19 protein-coding genes (1 of these 19 running past the window's edge) are annotated in these 15,606 nt (G+C 40.6%); 12 read left to right on the forward strand and 7 right to left on the reverse strand.

Annotated elements, in window-relative coordinates; genetic code table 11:
* The 5 genes in view from thiL to tsaD are tightly spaced (at most 14 nt apart) and all read left to right on the forward strand, a layout consistent with a single transcriptional unit that may run on beyond the window.
* Positions 1-236: the end of a thiamine-phosphate kinase gene (gene thiL, locus NX903_RS02745; RefSeq protein WP_086343520.1), read on the forward strand. 742 nt of this gene lie to the left of the window's left edge; 236 of the gene's 978 nt are visible here — the last part of the coding sequence; its start codon lies beyond the left edge, outside the window; the stop codon is at positions 234-236.
* Between the two features lie 14 nt (positions 237-250).
* Positions 251-727, forward strand: a complete 477-nt coding sequence (gene tsaE / locus NX903_RS02750) for a tRNA (adenosine(37)-N6)-threonylcarbamoyltransferase complex ATPase subunit type 1 TsaE (protein ID WP_015715341.1) — start codon at positions 251-253, stop codon at positions 725-727.
* Entirely contained in the window at positions 708-1,397 is a 690-nt protein-coding gene (gene tsaB, locus NX903_RS02755) for a tRNA (adenosine(37)-N6)-threonylcarbamoyltransferase complex dimerization subunit type 1 TsaB (protein ID WP_086343521.1), read from the forward strand. The genes tsaE and tsaB overlap by 20 nt, the downstream gene beginning before the upstream one ends.
* 9 nt (positions 1,398-1,406) lie before the next feature.
* Positions 1,407-1,862, forward strand: coding sequence for a ribosomal protein S18-alanine N-acetyltransferase (rimI, locus tag NX903_RS02760; RefSeq protein WP_003243019.1), 456 nt, complete (start codon positions 1,407-1,409; stop codon positions 1,860-1,862).
* Positions 1,855-2,895, forward strand: a complete 1,041-nt coding sequence (gene tsaD, locus NX903_RS02765; protein WP_029317384.1) for a tRNA (adenosine(37)-N6)-threonylcarbamoyltransferase complex transferase subunit TsaD — start codon at positions 1,855-1,857, stop codon at positions 2,893-2,895. Before rimI ends, tsaD begins: the two co-directional genes overlap by 8 nt.
* A gap of 229 nt (positions 2,896-3,124) precedes the next feature.
* On the opposite strand, the gene NX903_RS02770 is transcribed toward tsaD, so the two are convergent.
* On the reverse strand, positions 3,125-5,053 hold the full coding sequence (locus NX903_RS02770) for an ABC-F family ATP-binding cassette domain-containing protein (protein WP_086343522.1): 1,929 nt from the start codon (positions 5,051-5,053) through the stop codon (positions 3,125-3,127).
* 125 nt (positions 5,054-5,178) lie between these two features.
* Between NX903_RS02770 and moaC the strand changes: the two genes are divergently transcribed.
* The 4 genes from moaC to tatC are packed head-to-tail and all read left to right on the forward strand — an operon-like array spanning position 5,179 to position 7,301.
* Positions 5,179-5,691: a cyclic pyranopterin monophosphate synthase MoaC gene (gene moaC, locus NX903_RS02775; RefSeq protein WP_003243499.1), complete on the forward strand. Its 513-nt coding sequence runs from the start codon at positions 5,179-5,181 to the stop codon at positions 5,689-5,691.
* Positions 5,688-6,335, forward strand: coding sequence for a redox-sensing transcriptional repressor Rex (locus tag NX903_RS02780; protein WP_003234073.1), 648 nt, complete (start codon positions 5,688-5,690; stop codon positions 6,333-6,335). The genes moaC and NX903_RS02780 overlap by 4 nt, the downstream gene beginning before the upstream one ends.
* A 21-nt stretch (positions 6,336-6,356) precedes the next feature.
* On the forward strand, positions 6,357-6,530 hold the full coding sequence (gene tatAY / locus NX903_RS02785; RefSeq protein ID WP_003234072.1) for a sec-independent protein translocase protein TatAY: 174 nt from the start codon (positions 6,357-6,359) through the stop codon (positions 6,528-6,530).
* A gap of 6 nt (positions 6,531-6,536) precedes the next feature.
* The gene (gene tatC, locus NX903_RS02790) at positions 6,537-7,301 is read left to right on the forward strand and encodes a twin-arginine translocase subunit TatC (protein WP_015252680.1); all 765 of its coding nucleotides are present in this window, start codon (positions 6,537-6,539) and stop codon (positions 7,299-7,301) included.
* A gap of 231 nt (positions 7,302-7,532) precedes the next feature.
* Here tatC and NX903_RS02795 read toward each other — a convergent pair whose 3' ends face one another.
* Both NX903_RS02795 and NX903_RS02800 read right to left on the reverse strand, forming a co-directional pair.
* Positions 7,533-7,724, reverse strand: coding sequence for a YdiK family protein (locus NX903_RS02795; protein WP_003225680.1), 192 nt, complete (start codon positions 7,722-7,724; stop codon positions 7,533-7,535).
* On the reverse strand, positions 7,721-8,455 hold the full coding sequence (locus tag NX903_RS02800; protein ID WP_003234069.1) for a CPBP family intramembrane glutamic endopeptidase: 735 nt from the start codon (positions 8,453-8,455) through the stop codon (positions 7,721-7,723). Before NX903_RS02800 ends, NX903_RS02795 begins: the two co-directional genes overlap by 4 nt.
* 238 nt (positions 8,456-8,693) lie before the next feature.
* Here NX903_RS02800 and groES point away from each other — a divergent pair, with 238 nt between their 5' ends.
* Positions 8,694-8,978 (forward strand): co-chaperone GroES, encoded by a 285-nt coding sequence (groES, locus tag NX903_RS02805; protein WP_003155970.1) that lies wholly within the window; start codon positions 8,694-8,696, stop codon positions 8,976-8,978.
* Between the two features lie 44 nt (positions 8,979-9,022).
* The gene (groL, locus tag NX903_RS02810) at positions 9,023-10,654 is read left to right on the forward strand and encodes a chaperonin GroEL (protein ID WP_086343523.1); all 1,632 of its coding nucleotides are present in this window, start codon (positions 9,023-9,025) and stop codon (positions 10,652-10,654) included.
* Positions 10,655-10,982: 328 nt separating this feature from the next.
* On the opposite strand, the gene NX903_RS20930 is transcribed toward groL, so the two are convergent.
* Genes NX903_RS20930 through NX903_RS02820 form a run of 3 tightly spaced genes read right to left on the reverse strand, consistent with a single transcriptional unit; the run spans position 10,983 to position 13,453 of the window.
* Positions 10,983-11,198, reverse strand: coding sequence for an SMI1/KNR4 family protein (locus NX903_RS20930; protein ID WP_041336752.1), 216 nt, complete (start codon positions 11,196-11,198; stop codon positions 10,983-10,985).
* A gap of 60 nt (positions 11,199-11,258) precedes the next feature.
* Positions 11,259-11,594 carry a hypothetical protein gene (locus tag NX903_RS02815; protein WP_041336754.1) on the reverse strand — a complete coding sequence of 112 codons (336 nt, stop codon included), beginning with the start codon at positions 11,592-11,594 and terminating at the stop codon, positions 11,259-11,261.
* 20 nt (positions 11,595-11,614) lie between these two features.
* A complete protein-coding gene (locus tag NX903_RS02820) occupies positions 11,615-13,453 on the reverse strand; it encodes a T7SS effector LXG polymorphic toxin (protein ID WP_069703743.1) in 1,839 nt (612 codons plus the stop codon).
* Between the two features lie 537 nt (positions 13,454-13,990).
* Here NX903_RS02820 and NX903_RS02825 point away from each other — a divergent pair.
* On the forward strand, positions 13,991-14,656 hold the full coding sequence (locus tag NX903_RS02825) for a hypothetical protein (protein WP_134983285.1): 666 nt from the start codon (positions 13,991-13,993) through the stop codon (positions 14,654-14,656).
* A 36-nt stretch (positions 14,657-14,692) separates the two neighbouring features.
* Here NX903_RS02825 and NX903_RS02830 read toward each other — a convergent pair whose 3' ends face one another.
* Positions 14,693-15,256 (reverse strand): DUF420 domain-containing protein, encoded by a 564-nt coding sequence (locus tag NX903_RS02830; RefSeq protein ID WP_099043961.1) that lies wholly within the window; start codon positions 15,254-15,256, stop codon positions 14,693-14,695.
* Positions 15,257-15,606: the final 350 nt, after the last annotated feature.

Raw genomic sequence — 15,606 nt, forward strand, 5'->3', positions numbered from 1 at the left:
TGCCTAAGCTTCATCCTAACTGGAAAGAATGGGCTTTGTTTGGCGGTGAGGATTTTGAGCTGACAGGGACGGTTTCAAATGAGGAGTGGGAAGTGTTGAAGCAACAGTGCGCAGCACGTCAACTTCCCATTACAAAGATTGGCCATGTCAGGGAAAAAACAAAATCTAAAGTGATCCTAAAAACAGATCAAACATCAATGATCTTAGAGAAAAAGGGATATAATCATTTTAAATAAGACGGGTGACTTGTGTGAAGCAATTAAAATGGAGAACTGTAAATCCAGAAGAAACAAAAGCAATTGCCAAGCTGACGGCATCGTTTGCTAAACCGGGAGACGTCCTGACATTAGAGGGCGATTTAGGTGCAGGAAAAACGACTTTTACGAAAGGTTTTGCAGAAGGGCTGGGAATTACACGTGTTGTAAACAGTCCGACTTTTACAATTATAAAAGAATATAACGATGGCGTACTTCCTCTTTATCATATGGATGTGTATAGAATGGAAGATGAAAGTGAAGATTTGGGACTTGATGAATATTTTCACGGACAAGGTGTCTGTCTCGTTGAATGGGCTCATTTAATTGAAGAACAGCTGCCGCAGGAGCGACTGCAAATTGTCATCAAAAGAGCTGGTGATGATGAGCGGGAAATTACCTTTACTGCTGTCGGGAATCGGTATGAAATGCTTTGTGAGGAGTTAAGTAGACATGACAATATTAGCAATTGATACATCAAATTATACATTGGGCATTGCGCTGCTTCGAGAAGACACCGTTATAGCAGAATACATTACATACTTGAAAAAGAACCACTCTGTAAGAGCGATGCCTGCTGTTCATTCATTGCTGAATGATTGTGATATGGCACCGCAGGACCTTTCTAAAATTGTCGTTGCAAAAGGCCCTGGTTCATACACAGGAGTAAGAATAGGTGTGACGTTGGCCAAAACACTTGCCTGGTCTTTAGACATTCCAATAAGTGCTGTATCAAGTCTTGAGACGCTTGCGGCAAATGGTCGGCATTTTGACGGTCTGATCAGCCCAATCTTTGATGCTAGACGGGGACAGGTGTACACAGGTCTGTATCAATATAAAAATGGACTTTTAGAGCAAGTTGTTCCAGATCAAAATGTGATGCTGGCAGATTGGCTGGAGATGCTAAAAGAAAAGAATCGTTCTGTTTTGTTTTTAGGTCACGACACTTCTATTCACAAGCAGATGATCGAGGATGTGCTTGGAACAAAAGGGTTCATTGGAACTGCCGCCCAGCATAACCCGCGTCCTTCAGAATTGGCTTTTCTCGGGAAGGAAAAGGAAGCAGCTGATGTTCATGGGCTTGTCCCGGATTACTTGCGGCTGGCAGAAGCTGAAGCGAAATGGATTGAAAGTCAAAAGTAGGGTGATAGGATGAAAACAAAAGCAGCGGTCAGAAATATGCGGCTTGAAGATATAGATCACGTATACGAAATCGAAGCATCCTCCTTTACGTCTCCTTGGACGAAGGATTCGTTTTATCATGAGCTGCTGGAAAATCCGTATGCTCATTATCTCGTGATTGAAAAGGACGGCCATCTTGCTGGGTATTGCGGGATTTGGATTGTGATGGACGATGCCCAAATTACAAATATAGCGATAAAACCAGAGTATCGCGGCCAGTCTTTAGGAGAAACGCTTTTTCGCTCAGCTGTTGAACTGTGCAAAGAAAAAGACGCAAGGCGGCTTTCGCTTGAAGTGAGGGTTTCGAATCATCCTGCTCAAGGCTTATATAAGAAATTCGGGATGCAGCCCGGCGGAATAAGAAAGAACTATTATACTGATAACGGGGAAGATGCGTTAATTATGTGGGTGACGATAAATGAGTGAGCAAAAAGACATGTACGTATTAGGAATTGAAACAAGCTGTGATGAGACTGCTGCAGCTATTGTGAAAAACGGGAAAGAGATCATTTCAAATGTAGTAGCCTCTCAAATTGAAAGCCATAAGCGCTTCGGAGGCGTTGTTCCGGAAATTGCTTCAAGACATCATGTTGAACAAATCACTTTGGTTATAGAAGAGGCTTTTCGCAAAGCTGGCATGACGTATAGTGATATTGATGCGATTGCAGTAACAGAAGGTCCGGGACTGGTGGGAGCGCTTCTTATCGGAGTGAATGCCGCTAAAGCATTGAGCTTTGCACATAACATTCCGTTAGTAGGCGTTCATCATATAGCCGGTCATATATACGCGAACCGTCTTGTAGAAGACATCGTGTTCCCGGCACTGGCATTGGTCGTTTCAGGAGGCCATACAGAACTGGTTTATATGAAGGAACATGGATCATTTGAAGTCATTGGGGAAACCCTTGATGATGCGGCAGGAGAAGCCTACGACAAAGTGGCGCGGACGATGGGATTGCCATATCCGGGTGGACCGCAAATTGACAAGCTAGCTGAAAAAGGGAATGACAATATTCCGCTTCCTCGCGCATGGCTTGAAGAAGGCTCTTACAACTTCAGCTTTAGCGGATTGAAGTCTGCGGTGATCAATACGCTTCATAATGCATCCCAAAAAGGGCAAGAGATTGCTCCGGAAGATTTGTCTGCCAGTTTCCAAAATAGTGTGATCGATGTCTTGGTAACCAAAACGGCGCGCGCGGCAAAGGAATATGATGTCAAACAGGTCCTTTTAGCCGGAGGAGTAGCTGCAAACAGAGGCCTCAGAGCTGCATTAGAAAAGGAATTTGCCCAGCATGAAGGGATTACGCTTGTCATTCCTCCATTAGCTTTATGCACGGATAATGCTGCGATGATTGCTGCTGCTGGTACAATTGCTTTTGAAAAAGGAATTCGCGGTGCATATGATATGAATGGCCAGCCCGGCCTTGAATTGGCTTCTTATCAAAGTCTCACGAGATAATAGCGTGAGACTTTTTATATGTTTGTTATTAACAGACAATTCACAATTTATCCACATGTCTGTGAGTAATTATAGAGATATTGATGGATAAAGGGCTGAGGTCACTGTTAATAAAGTGGATAAATTCAGAATATTTTGTGGATAGTGTGTATAAAGCGCTTACTTTGTTTATTTATTAGGGGATGTTCTGTGGATAAAAAGCACCTCTAAAAAGAGGTGCTTGACTTTTTTAATCTTCTTCTGTGGATAGTTCTTCCCATTCGGCCAAAAGAGATTCCAGCTCCTGATTAAGCTTCTCATTGTCTGCATGGATAGCTTGTACTTTTTCATGATCCTGATAGACTTCAGGGTCACATAGCAATTCATCATTGCGGCTAATGTTCTCTTCAATGGTTTGAACAGTGGTTTCAATTTCTTCAATCCGACGGAGGCGTTGGCGCTCTTTCTTTTTCCATTCTTTTTCTTCCTCGTAGGAACGTTTGGAGTCAGACTTCACTGTAGCTGGCGTTTTATCAGTTTCCTCTTGCTGATTCATTTTCTCCAATTCAAGCTGCTCTGTTTTTTTCTCTGTATAATAATCGTAATCTCCCAGATACTCCTCTATATGGCTTGAAGAAAGCTCCAATACTCTTGTGGCGATTCTGTTAATAAAATATCTGTCATGTGAGACAAATAACAGTGTGCCTGGATAATCAATCAGCGCGTTTTCGAGAACTTCTTTGCTGTCTAAATCCAGATGGTTCGTCGGTTCATCAAGGATGAGAAAGTTGGCTTTTTGAAGCATCAGCTTAGCTAGAGCCAATCTTGCTTTTTCGCCTCCGCTCAGTGAATGAACTGGTTTCAGCACATCATCTCCGGAGAATAAGAAATTTCCGAGACACGTTCTGATTTCTTTTTCTGGGAGCCCGGGGTACTCGTCCCACAGCTCATCAAGGACACGTTTAGAGGAAGTCAACTCAGCCTGTTCCTGATCATAATAGCCGACACTGACATTTGAGCCGTATGAGATCGTTCCTTGATCTGGTTTTAGGGTGTCTATCAATGTTTTCAGCAATGTCGATTTACCAATTCCGTTAGGGCCGACAAGCGCTGCGCTTTCTCCTCTTGTGAGCATGAATGACACTTCTGTTAAAAGCGGCGGCTGGTTTTCATAGCTGATTGTGAGATCCTGAACACGGAGGACTTCATTTCCGCTCTGTTTTGTAATATCAAAATGAAAGTTTGCAGATTTTTCATCGCCAAGCGGTTTTGACATGACTTCCATTCGCTCAAGCTGCTTTCTGCGGCTTTGCGCCCTTTTGGTGGTAGAGGCTCTCGCCAGATTTCGGTCTACGAAGTCCTGCAGCTTTGCAATCTCGTCCTGCTGCTTTTCATACATTTTCAGATCTTTTTCATACTGCGCGGCTTTTTGGTCGAGATAAGCGCTGTAGTTGCCGTGATACTTTTTGCTTTCTGCTCTTGATACCTCGTACACCTGGTTTACTACTTTGTCCAAAAAGTAGCGGTCATGCGAAACGATGAGGATGGCGCCTGAATAGCCTTGTAAATAATGCTCAAGCCAGGTAAGCGTATCAATATCCAGATGGTTTGTCGGCTCATCGAGAATGAGCAAATCAGGCTGTGTTAACAGAAGCTTACCTAAAGCCAGTCTTGTTTTCTGGCCTCCGCTGAGGCTTTGAACCTGTGTAGAATCGTCAAAATGGCTGAAGCCGAGACCATGCAGCACAGATCTTACATCCGCTTCATATTGATAGCCGCCTTTATCTTTGAATTCCTGCTGAAGGCGGTCGTAGGTTTTCATGATGCTTTCTAATTCACCCGGGTCAGCTGCCGCCATTTTTTCTTCCATAGCCCGCATTTCCTTTTCCATTGCTTTTAAGTGGTCAAAAACAGTCAGCAGCTCTTCTTTTATGGTAAGCTTAGAATCCAAGCCAGTATGCTGGGCGAGATATCCCATTGTAATATCTTTCGGTTTAATAATTTCGCCCTTTTCATACGAAAGCTGGCCTGCGATAATTTTAAGGAGCGTGGATTTTCCGGCGCCATTTCTTCCTACAATGGCGATGCGATCACGATTTCTGACTTCCAGCTTTATATTGTTTAAAATAGTATCAGCACCAAATGATTTGGACAGCTGATTAACTTGTAAGATCATCATATTATTTCACCTCTGCTATAATAAGTTAAGTGTAGCTTATGAACCAGAAGTCAGCAAACAATACATTGGCCATATAAGACATAGAGAAGAAAATAGTGTATGATCTGTTTAAGGAGCGTTTTAATATGAATGGATTTTCTCATTTTAATGAACAGGGCAGAGCCCAGATGGTGGATATCAGCGAAAAATCTTCGACTGTCCGTACTGCGGCGGCTGTTTCAAGCGTACACATGAAGAATGAAGTGTACGAGAAAATACAAAGTCACGATATCGGCAAAGGAGATGTACTGGCTGTCGCACAGGTGGCAGGCATTATGGCCGCAAAGCAAACGTCGAATATCATTCCGATGTGCCATCCGCTTTCATTGAGCGGGGTAGATATATCGTTTGACTGGAAAATAAAAGAAGCAGAAGTTATACTTCATATAAAAGCACAGGTCAAAACGAAAGGGAGTACAGGTGTGGAAATGGAAGCGCTCACTTCTGCATCGGTGTGCGCTCTTACCGTTTACGATATGTGCAAGGCCCTTGATAAGGGGATGGTCATCGGCCCTACTTTCTTGCTGGAGAAGACAGGCGGGAAAAACGGTGACTTTAAAAGAGAACTATCCGAGTATAATTTGGAGGACCAAAAATGAATAAGGATCAATCAAAAATTCCGCAGGCGACGGCGAAACGGCTGCCGCTTTACTATCGCTTTTTAAAGAATCTGCATGCGTCAGGAAAACAGCGTGTATCATCCGCTGAACTCAGTGATGCCGTAAAGGTTGATTCTGCCACGATTCGGAGGGATTTTTCCTATTTTGGAGCTCTTGGCAAAAAAGGATACGGATATAATGTGGATTATTTGCTGTCTTTTTTCCGAAAAACGCTTGATCAGGATGAGATGACAGACGTCATCTTGATTGGTGTCGGGAACTTGGGAACGGCATTTCTTCACTATAATTTCACAAAAAATAATAACACAAAAATTTCTATGGCTTTTGATATAAATGAGAGTAAAATAGGAACTGAGGTAGGCGGCGTGCCCGTCTATAACCTTGATGACCTTGAACAACACGTAAAAGATGAATCAGTTGCCATTCTTACAGTGCCAGCAGTTGCCGCTCAATCCATTACAGACAGATTGGTCGCATTAGGAATCAAAGGAATCCTTAATTTTACGCCGGCCCGTTTGAATGTGCCGGAACACATTCGAATTCATCATATAGATTTAGCAGTTGAGCTTCAGTCACTGGTTTATTTTTTGAAGCATTATTCAGTTTTAGAGGAAATCGAATAGAGGGAAAGGAGGAGCCCAAATATGCCGATCGGTCCTGGAAGCCTTGCTGTTATCGCAATCGTTGCTCTTATTATCTTCGGTCCCAAAAAGCTGCCTGAATTGGGGAAAGCAGCGGGAGACACACTTCGTGAATTCAAAAACGCTACAAAAGGATTAACGAGTGATGAAGAGGAAAAAAAGAAAGAAGATCAGTAAGTTAGGATGACACGAATGAAAGTGAATCAAATGTCGCTGCTGGAGCATATTGCTGAGCTTCGAAAACGGTTGCTGATTGTAGCGCTGGCGTTTGTCGTTTTCTTTATTGCTGGATTTTTTTTAGCGAAGCCGATTATTGTGTATCTGCAAGAAACAGATGAAGCGAAGCAGCTTACGCTTAACGCGTTTAACCTGACAGACCCGCTTTATGTGTTTATGCAGTTTGCGTTTATCATCGGCATAGTCCTGACCTCGCCGGTTATTCTTTATCAGCTTTGGGCTTTTGTGAGCCCGGGTCTCTATGAGAAAGAGCGCAAAGTAACGCTCAGCTACATTCCGATCTCTATTTTGCTGTTTTTAGCGGGCTTATCTTTTTCATATTATATTTTATTTCCTTTTGTTGTTGATTTTATGAAGCGGATTTCTCAGGATTTGAATGTCAATCAGGTGATCGGAATTAATGAATATTTTCATTTTCTTCTGCAGCTGACGATTCCGTTTGGACTGCTGTTTCAAATGCCGGTCATCCTCATGTTTTTGACCAGGCTCGGAATTGTGACACCGATGTTCTTGGCGAAAATCAGAAAGTATGCGTATTTTACGCTGCTGGTGATCGCAGCCCTGATTACACCGCCTGAGCTTCTGTCCCATATGATGGTCACAGTCCCGCTTTTGATTTTATATGAAATCAGTATCCTTATATCGAAGGCCGCCTATCGGAAAGCGCAGAAAAGCAGTGCTGCCGATCAGGACGTGTCTTCGGGGCAATAATAAAAAATCCATTTCTCATGCGAGAAATGGATTCAGCGTGTTGACAAACCCCCGCATTTGTTGTCAAGCCTGTGCGTTGGTGCTCACGAATGAAAACATTCGCTCCGCTCCAATGCTCGCCTTTCCTAGACTTCAAGGGTTTTCAATCACGCTGAAAATGACAAAATCCTAACACGAAAGCCGTTTTAGGATTTAATTTGAATCCATTTCTCATTCAGAAATGGATTTTCTTTATTTTTGGTTCTTTTTGATTTTAAATGAAAAGGCGAACATCTTAAAAGAAATGCTGATGTTGTAAGCGGCGAACACCATCAGCAGGATGGAGTAAAATGACCACATGCTGCCTGGCGAGCTTGCGGCAAGATAAGTAAAGATGCACCCTACGGCAAAGTAGATCATTCCCCAAACTACCGGGTTTCTCATAAAAATAATCCTCCAATAATCAATTGCATTTGTGTGCTCTGTTGTTCAAGGTAATTCCGAACAGGCTCAAGCTGCATGATGACGACGAATGTATTCATCATTAAATGGGCGAAAATCGGCACCCATATCCGTTTTGTTCTGGCATATAAAAAGGCAAAGGTAAAGCCCATTGCTGTATATAGAAGAAGATGCTTCAAATCAGCGTGAACAATACCGAAAATAACCGAGCTGATCAGTCCTGCAAAAAAGAAATTCGTTTTTTCGTACAGCGCGCCGAAAATGATTTTTCTGAAGATGATTTCTTCTAATATAGGCCCGACGATGGAAGAAACGATAATCATGAGCGGGACTGCCTGAATGACATCCAGAATCGCTTGTGTATTTTCTGATTCTCTTCCGATGCCAAAAACATAATATTCAATAGAGCCTGCTATTCCTTGAGAGAAAAGGGCAATGAAAAAACCGGCTATCGCCCAAAGGATAGAAAGTCCGATTGAGTCCTTCTGTCCGTTTCGCAGCGTTTCTTTCGGAACGGTTCTCAGAATGAGCAGAACAACAACGAGACAGGCGATAAAGCTGATAACGGACCATAATCCTTGTGCATGCAGCATATTTTCATCTGTAGGCTGTCCTCCGGCATAACCGAATTTAAATAACAAGGGAATCGCGATTAATGCGGAAAACTGCATGATGATATATGTCAAAATAATAAACCAATACTGTTTTCTCAAATGGTATGTACTCCTTTGTTAAGTGGGTTTCGTTCATCTACAGCTATTGTAACATAATCGGTACGGGGGTGAAAAAGCTAACGGAAAAGGGAGCGGAAAAGAATGATGTAAGCGTGAAAAATTTTTTATCTTATCACTTGAAATTGGAAGGGAGATTCTTTATTATAAGAATTGTGTTAGCACTCTTTAGTGCTGAGTGCTAAAATTACATATTCATACTATTGAGGAGGTTATTACATTGTTAAAGCCATTAGGTGATCGCGTTGTCATTGAACTCGTAGAATCTGAAGAAAAAACTGCCAGCGGAATTGTGTTGCCGGATTCTGCAAAAGAAAAACCGCAAGAAGGCAAAATCGTGGCAGCTGGTTCAGGTCGCGTGTTAGAAAGCGGAGAGCGCGTTGCTTTAGAAGTAAAAGAGGGCGACCGCATTATCTTCTCAAAATACGCAGGTACTGAAGTGAAATACGAAGGTACTGAATACTTAATCTTACGTGAAAGCGACATTTTAGCTGTTATTGGCTAATTCTTAAATAAAAACATTTAAAAATTCGAGGAGGTACTGTAAACATGGCAAAAGATATTAAGTTTAGTGAAGAAGCCCGCCGCGCAATGCTTCGCGGTGTCGATGCACTTGCTGATGCTGTTAAAGTAACTTTAGGACCAAAAGGACGCAACGTGGTTCTAGAGAAAAAATTCGGTTCTCCGTTAATCACAAATGACGGTGTAACAATCGCTAAAGAAATCGAACTCGAAGACGCGTTTGAAAACATGGGTGCGAAGCTTGTTGCTGAAGTAGCCAGCAAAACAAACGACGTTGCCGGTGACGGTACAACAACTGCGACAGTTCTTGCGCAAGCAATGATCCGTGAAGGCCTTAAAAACGTAACAGCAGGCGCTAACCCTGTAGGCGTGCGTAAAGGGATGGAACAAGCTGTAGCGGTTGCGATCGAAAACTTAAAAGAAATTTCTAAGCCAATCGAAGGCAAAGAGTCTATCGCTCAGGTTGCTGCGATCTCTGCTGCTGATGAGGAAGTCGGAAGCCTTATCGCTGAAGCAATGGAGCGCGTAGGAAACGACGGCGTTATCACAATCGAAGAGTCTAAAGGCTTCACAACTGAGCTTGAAGTTGTTGAAGGTATGCAGTTCGACCGCGGATATGCGTCTCCTTACATGGTAACTGACTCTGATAAGATGGAAGCGGTTCTTGACAATCCTTACATCTTAATCACAGACAAAAAAATCACAAACATTCAAGAAATCCTTCCTGTGCTTGAGCAGGTTGTTCAGCAAGGCAAACCATTGCTTCTGATCGCAGAAGACGTTGAAGGCGAAGCACTTGCAACACTTGTTGTAAACAAACTTCGCGGCACATTCAACGCAGTTGCTGTTAAAGCTCCTGGCTTCGGTGACCGCCGTAAAGCAATGCTTGAAGACATCGCTGTCCTTACTGGCGGAGAAGTCATCACAGAAGATCTTGGCCTTGACCTGAAATCTACTCAAATCGCTCAATTGGGACGCGCTTCTAAAGTTGTCGTTACTAAAGAAAACACAACAATCGTTGAAGGCGCTGGCGAAACAGACAAAATTTCTGCCCGCGTGACTCAAATCCGCGCTCAAGTGGAAGAAACAACTTCTGAATTCGACAGAGAAAAATTACAAGAGCGTCTTGCTAAACTTGCTGGCGGCGTAGCTGTCATCAAAGTCGGCGCTGCGACTGAAACTGAGCTGAAAGAGCGTAAACTTCGCATCGAAGACGCCCTGAACTCAACTCGCGCGGCTGTTGAAGAAGGCATCGTATCCGGTGGTGGTACAGCGCTTGTAAACGTATATAACAAAGTCGCTGCAGTTGAAGCTGAAGGCGATGCTCAAACAGGTATCAACATCGTGCTTCGCGCGCTTGAAGAGCCAATCCGTCAAATCGCACACAACGCTGGCCTTGAAGGATCTGTCATCGTTGAGCGCCTCAAAAACGAAGAAATCGGCATAGGCTTCAACGCTGCAACTGGCGAATGGGTAAACATGATCGAAAAAGGTATCGTTGACCCAACAAAAGTTACACGCTCAGCTCTTCAAAACGCTGCGTCTGTAGCTGCAATGTTCTTAACTACTGAAGCTGTTGTCGCTGACAAGCCAGAAGAAAACGCTGGCGGCGGAATGCCTGACATGGGCGGCATGGGCGGTATGGGCGGCATGATGTAAAACCGACAAAAAACCCTTGATTTACAAGGGGTTGTCGGCAACGGACGTCATTTTTATGCCCTATTGATCCATTTATAAATTTTCGAGGCTTCTCATGAGTTCACTGAACTTGTGAGAAGCTTCTTTTTTTCTGTCTTTTTTGATGTGTAAATAAACCTGTGTAGTATGTACGGGCATACATGGCATTTATGGACCGAAAACAAAAGCAAAAAAGGAATACTGAGTCCTTTTCTAAAATCGAAGCAGACTTTTTTGCCAAACACGTCATCTGCAATTGATATTATTTTATCTGGCATTTTACCGTCTCGATAACGATTAGAAACGTTTACTATATATGACTCGCTTTCTTTATGGAAGCTATGTAAGTATCAGAATGCAATTTCTTCCCTATCTTCAAGATCAAAAGTTTCAGGAAAGGGGGTAGCGCCGAATAGATTTTGACATATTCTAAATAATCTTTTGGGAACTTTACTTGTAATGTGTCTTCTACTTCATTAATTTCCTTGTTACTAACAGGTTGCTCTCCGAAATCCCATTCAATCATATGAAATCTCCGCCTCGATATGTAAAACCCTTCTTTATGTAAGAAGAGTTTTAATTTTATTCAGCCTTTAAATATGTCCGGAATTTTATCTTGCCATATTAATAGCAATTCTCTAAATTGATCGGTTTCAATTGAGTTTTCATAGGGTTCTTCTATCCTAAAAGAGTTTTCAACAATTGTCACATCTTTTTTAATGAGAACACTTGTAGCATTTAACTCAATCTCAAAATCTTCATATATCCCTTCTAAAACCTTCTCAATGTAATCTATATACTCGTTGGCTTGTTCTTCCGTAGCGATGTTTTCAATGAAATCAGAGAAAATACTGATTTCTTCTGGCAATACTATTCCTAAATCACCAAATGGATCTTCTTCAAATTTATATGGATATTTCATATGTTATTTCACCTTCAAGATTATTTTTTATATAACGGGTATGCAGTTGCTATTGTTCCATCCTTATTTAAATACATTTCTATTTTTATACCCGACGCAGACATGCCCCTGAATTTATTTGAGCCGATTTGCTTTTTAGTTTGGTAAGCTTCATCAATAGCTTTTAATACATCTGCACGGTTCCACTCTCTTGGGAAGAAACTAGAATCAGCTATTTTTTTAACACCGTCAACCTCAACCTTTGCCATATAAACTCCGTTTTTATCAGGTTTTTTTTCCGTACCCTGAATAATTTTTCCGCCCATCATACTTTCATGGTGATAACCAACTGCTTTACCGCGTTTATTTATTTCTCCATGGTAGATGTGCTTCATTGTACCTGTGGTATACTTTCCATTACCCGAACTGAAATTAGATGTTGTAGATTTAGTTAAAATACTCTCTTTTTGATTTTCAATAATACTTTTTAACAAAGGAGTATTTTTTGCATTATACGTATTGTCAATATCTTTAGCTATCCCTACAAGTGCAGGTTCATATTTATTTTTTAATAAGGGGTTAATAAAGTCTTTTCCCTTTAAAAGCCCTTTATTGACATGAGCAGCGGCTGTTCCACCTTCAACTACTTTACCTACTTTAGAAAGCTTGGTAGTCGTTTGCACTGCGGCACCTGCACCTTTTGGGCCAACGATATTTCCTATCGCATAACTGATATAATGCCCTTTTTCGTATGCATCGCCATTTACCATTTTATCATTCCATGAGTCGATCAGGTTTGTCCAGATGATTTTTGAATAAGAGGGCGCGCTTAAAACTGTTGAAATTGTTTTTGTGAGTTTTAGTTCGGTGGGAAGCTGTGAATATTCCCATGTACCAACAACCAAGTCTTTGACGCCATATATCGTATCGTCAATCACATCGTCAATTCCATCATTAACTCCGTCGACGAAGTCAATTACTGTCTTACCGGTATTGATTACACTTTCACCGACGGCCTTCAGCTGTTTTGCTTGTTCAAGCTGTACCACATACTGGAGCTGTTCAGGGGTAAGATTCTCATAGCCGACCTTCTTGGCAATTTCTAAGTATTCATCCGGATCAGTCACTCCGTCAGCTAGCTTCTTCTTCAATTCTTTGATTTCTCGTTCTTTCGCTTCATCTTTCTTGATCTTCAAATAAACTTCAGTCTGTTTCTCAATATCGCCTTTTTTCTTATGTATGTCACTTTCACGGTACGCCTTGGCGTTGTAGTGAATGGGCGTAGCGTTTTTGCCTTTGCCTGTGGATTCCTCAAGCTTTTGGAAGTCCTTCTTGATGAATTGCTCGTTTGGCTCTGACTGGGCATATTCAGTAACAAGTGCTTCATCCACGCTTCCTAATTTATCGACTGTTTTTTTACGTTTGTCCTCTGCATCTGCAAGTTCGTCTTTGAAGTCTTCTGTCGAGAACAAATCAAGCGGAAGAATATCGTCGATATCATTTAAAATATCTTTCATCGCTTTCTTCTGTTCAGACATAATGGATTTTGATTTTGTGTAGGCGTTAGCCAGCTCGTGTTCTAAGAAGGATTCTTCTATATATGCATCAGATAAGCTGGCGTCCTCTAAAATGCCTGAAATACTTGCCAAGAAAGCAATTTTCATATCAAGTAAGTCAATCCAATCGCCAGCTACACCTGCGTGGTCTTGATAAAATGCTTTAATGTTGTCAGCACCTTTGCCGGAAAACTCACTGTCATCTAAATCAGCTACAGCTTTAAAAGCCTTTTTTAGATTGACCATCTGACTTCTTAATTCTTTGTATTCCTTTGCACGTCTATCTGCTTCTGAAAGCAGTGAGTTGGCTTCAAATACTTTCATGTTCATATCCTTTCGTTTGAATAGCTCCAACAAGATTTTACCATGGGGAAATGAAGAAACAGACTAAATGTGATACAAAAGTGGTGAAATGGTCAATTTTAACTATGTCATTTTACCTATCTGAATCTCTTGTTTGGGTTACCGCCGACGCCTATAGCTAGAAGGGCTTTCTACAGTTAGATTTATAGACCGAAAAAAATTGAAGGTTATTGAAATAAATAACTCCCTCTCATAGAGAGAGAGGGAGTTATTTATTTTTGTTATAAAAATTCATTGTAAAAAAAGATAAAACTAATAAAACTAGAAAATAGACTATGAAGGTTGAGATAAAGTTCCAAGAGAAAAAGTTAAAGTCTTTATTTAGAGAATAAAATACAATTTGACTTACTAAAGTTATTACGAAAACAACTGTTATTAATTTAGAGAATTTTTTGGTCATGACAAAACACCTCTTCCAATTTAGTTAAATAAACCCATTTAATATAGTAGAATGTTTGGTAAAATATAGTATGTAAATAACGATTAGGAGGATGTTCTATGAAAAAGCTTTTAGCTGTAGTGTTAACATTTACTATGATAACACTAATGTTCGGAAGTACGTCAATAGTTCAAGCGGAGGAAAAGTGTCCAACCTGTGAGAAAACAGATCCTTTGGTAGCACCTACCACAAAAGATCTAAATAAAACTATTGAAATATTAAAAGACAATAATGTGAACACGTTAGCTTTGGATAAAGAAAAAGCTGCAGTAGTCGAAAATGATAAAGACAAAGCTGTAATTATCGCAGAAAAGCTATGTGATAGTAAAGATAAGATTGAGTATAACCAGTATTTTGTTGACGTTAATAACGAAAAATTTGTAACTTTAAAACAAAAAGTTGAAAAACTAGATGATAAGACTGTAAAAGCTGAAGTCATAAACGTAGAATCAGGAGCAAAATACTCTGTTACAATTGATAAAGATGGAAATAAATTAGATGAAAATTTTATTTCAGGAAAGTCTGCTGATTTTAAGCAATCAAGTTTATGTAGTGCTATCGTAGGTGCAGTTCTTGGTACAGGATCTAAATTTGCTTGTATTGCAGCTTGTACAGCTGTAACTGGAGGTTGGGGAGCAGTTGCATGTGGTGTATTATGTGCAGCAGTAACTGGCGGAATAAGCTGGGCTGGGGCAAAAGATATGTGTGAACAATTATTCGGTTGAAAAACGACGCTCCTATATAGGAGCGTTTTTTTATCACTAGTAATATGGGGAAATTAATAAATAAACTAAAACACCCGTAAGGCTAACATACAGCCAAATTGGCATTGTCCAACGTACTATTTTTCGGTGTTTTTGTGTCTGCATTGTTAAACCCCAAATTAATGAAAATAACGCTAACGGTACGACAATACCAGCAAGAATACTATGAGAAGTTAGAATAATGTAGTAAAAGTATTTGGCGAGCCCTTCTCCTCCATAATGAGTGGTCTCTTGAGATAAGAAGTGGTAAGTTAAATACGAAAATAAAAATAATATTGTTGAAGAAAATGCTGCAAGTATGAAAGCTCTGTGAAGTTTAATGTTATGCTTTTTTATAAAAATTAAAGCTGCTATAAGAAAGATGAACGTAAAGCTATTTAGAACAGCATTTATACGAGGAAAGATGGTTATATTAAAATTCACCTCCCCCTTATACCCTAAAGGCGAAAAAAATAATAGCAAGATAATCACATTAGCTAAAAGTGAAAGTGTGATTACTGTTTTTGTATAATTTGAGTTCTCCTTGGACCTTTGAGTCTTTATTCTATTCAAACTTTTCACCTCCCTCTCTAAATTAACATGATTTTTTCCATAATGGGCCCTATATGAAAAAAACAAAACTTAATTCCTATTCTACACAATATCTATTTAAGGTTGTAAAAGTTATTATATAAGTATGAAAAAATATTTTAATACAGTTCATGAGATATTGCCGTTTCGCTCATTTTGGTTATTGTGATCGTTGCAATTAACCTGACCGATGAGGTATATCTGAGCTGATTGCGCATACTGTATTGATGATAGCCGTTGTTTTTACCTTGTTAAAAGGAACCATTATAATGTGGAGAGAATGCCGACATGAAAGAAAACGAAAAAATTAAGTTTATCCAGAAAGAAGTTTTGACTGCAGC

This window comes from Bacillus sp. FSL R5-0576, assembly GCF_038004765.1.
Lineage (GTDB): Bacteria > Bacillota > Bacilli > Bacillales > Bacillaceae > Bacillus > Bacillus subtilis.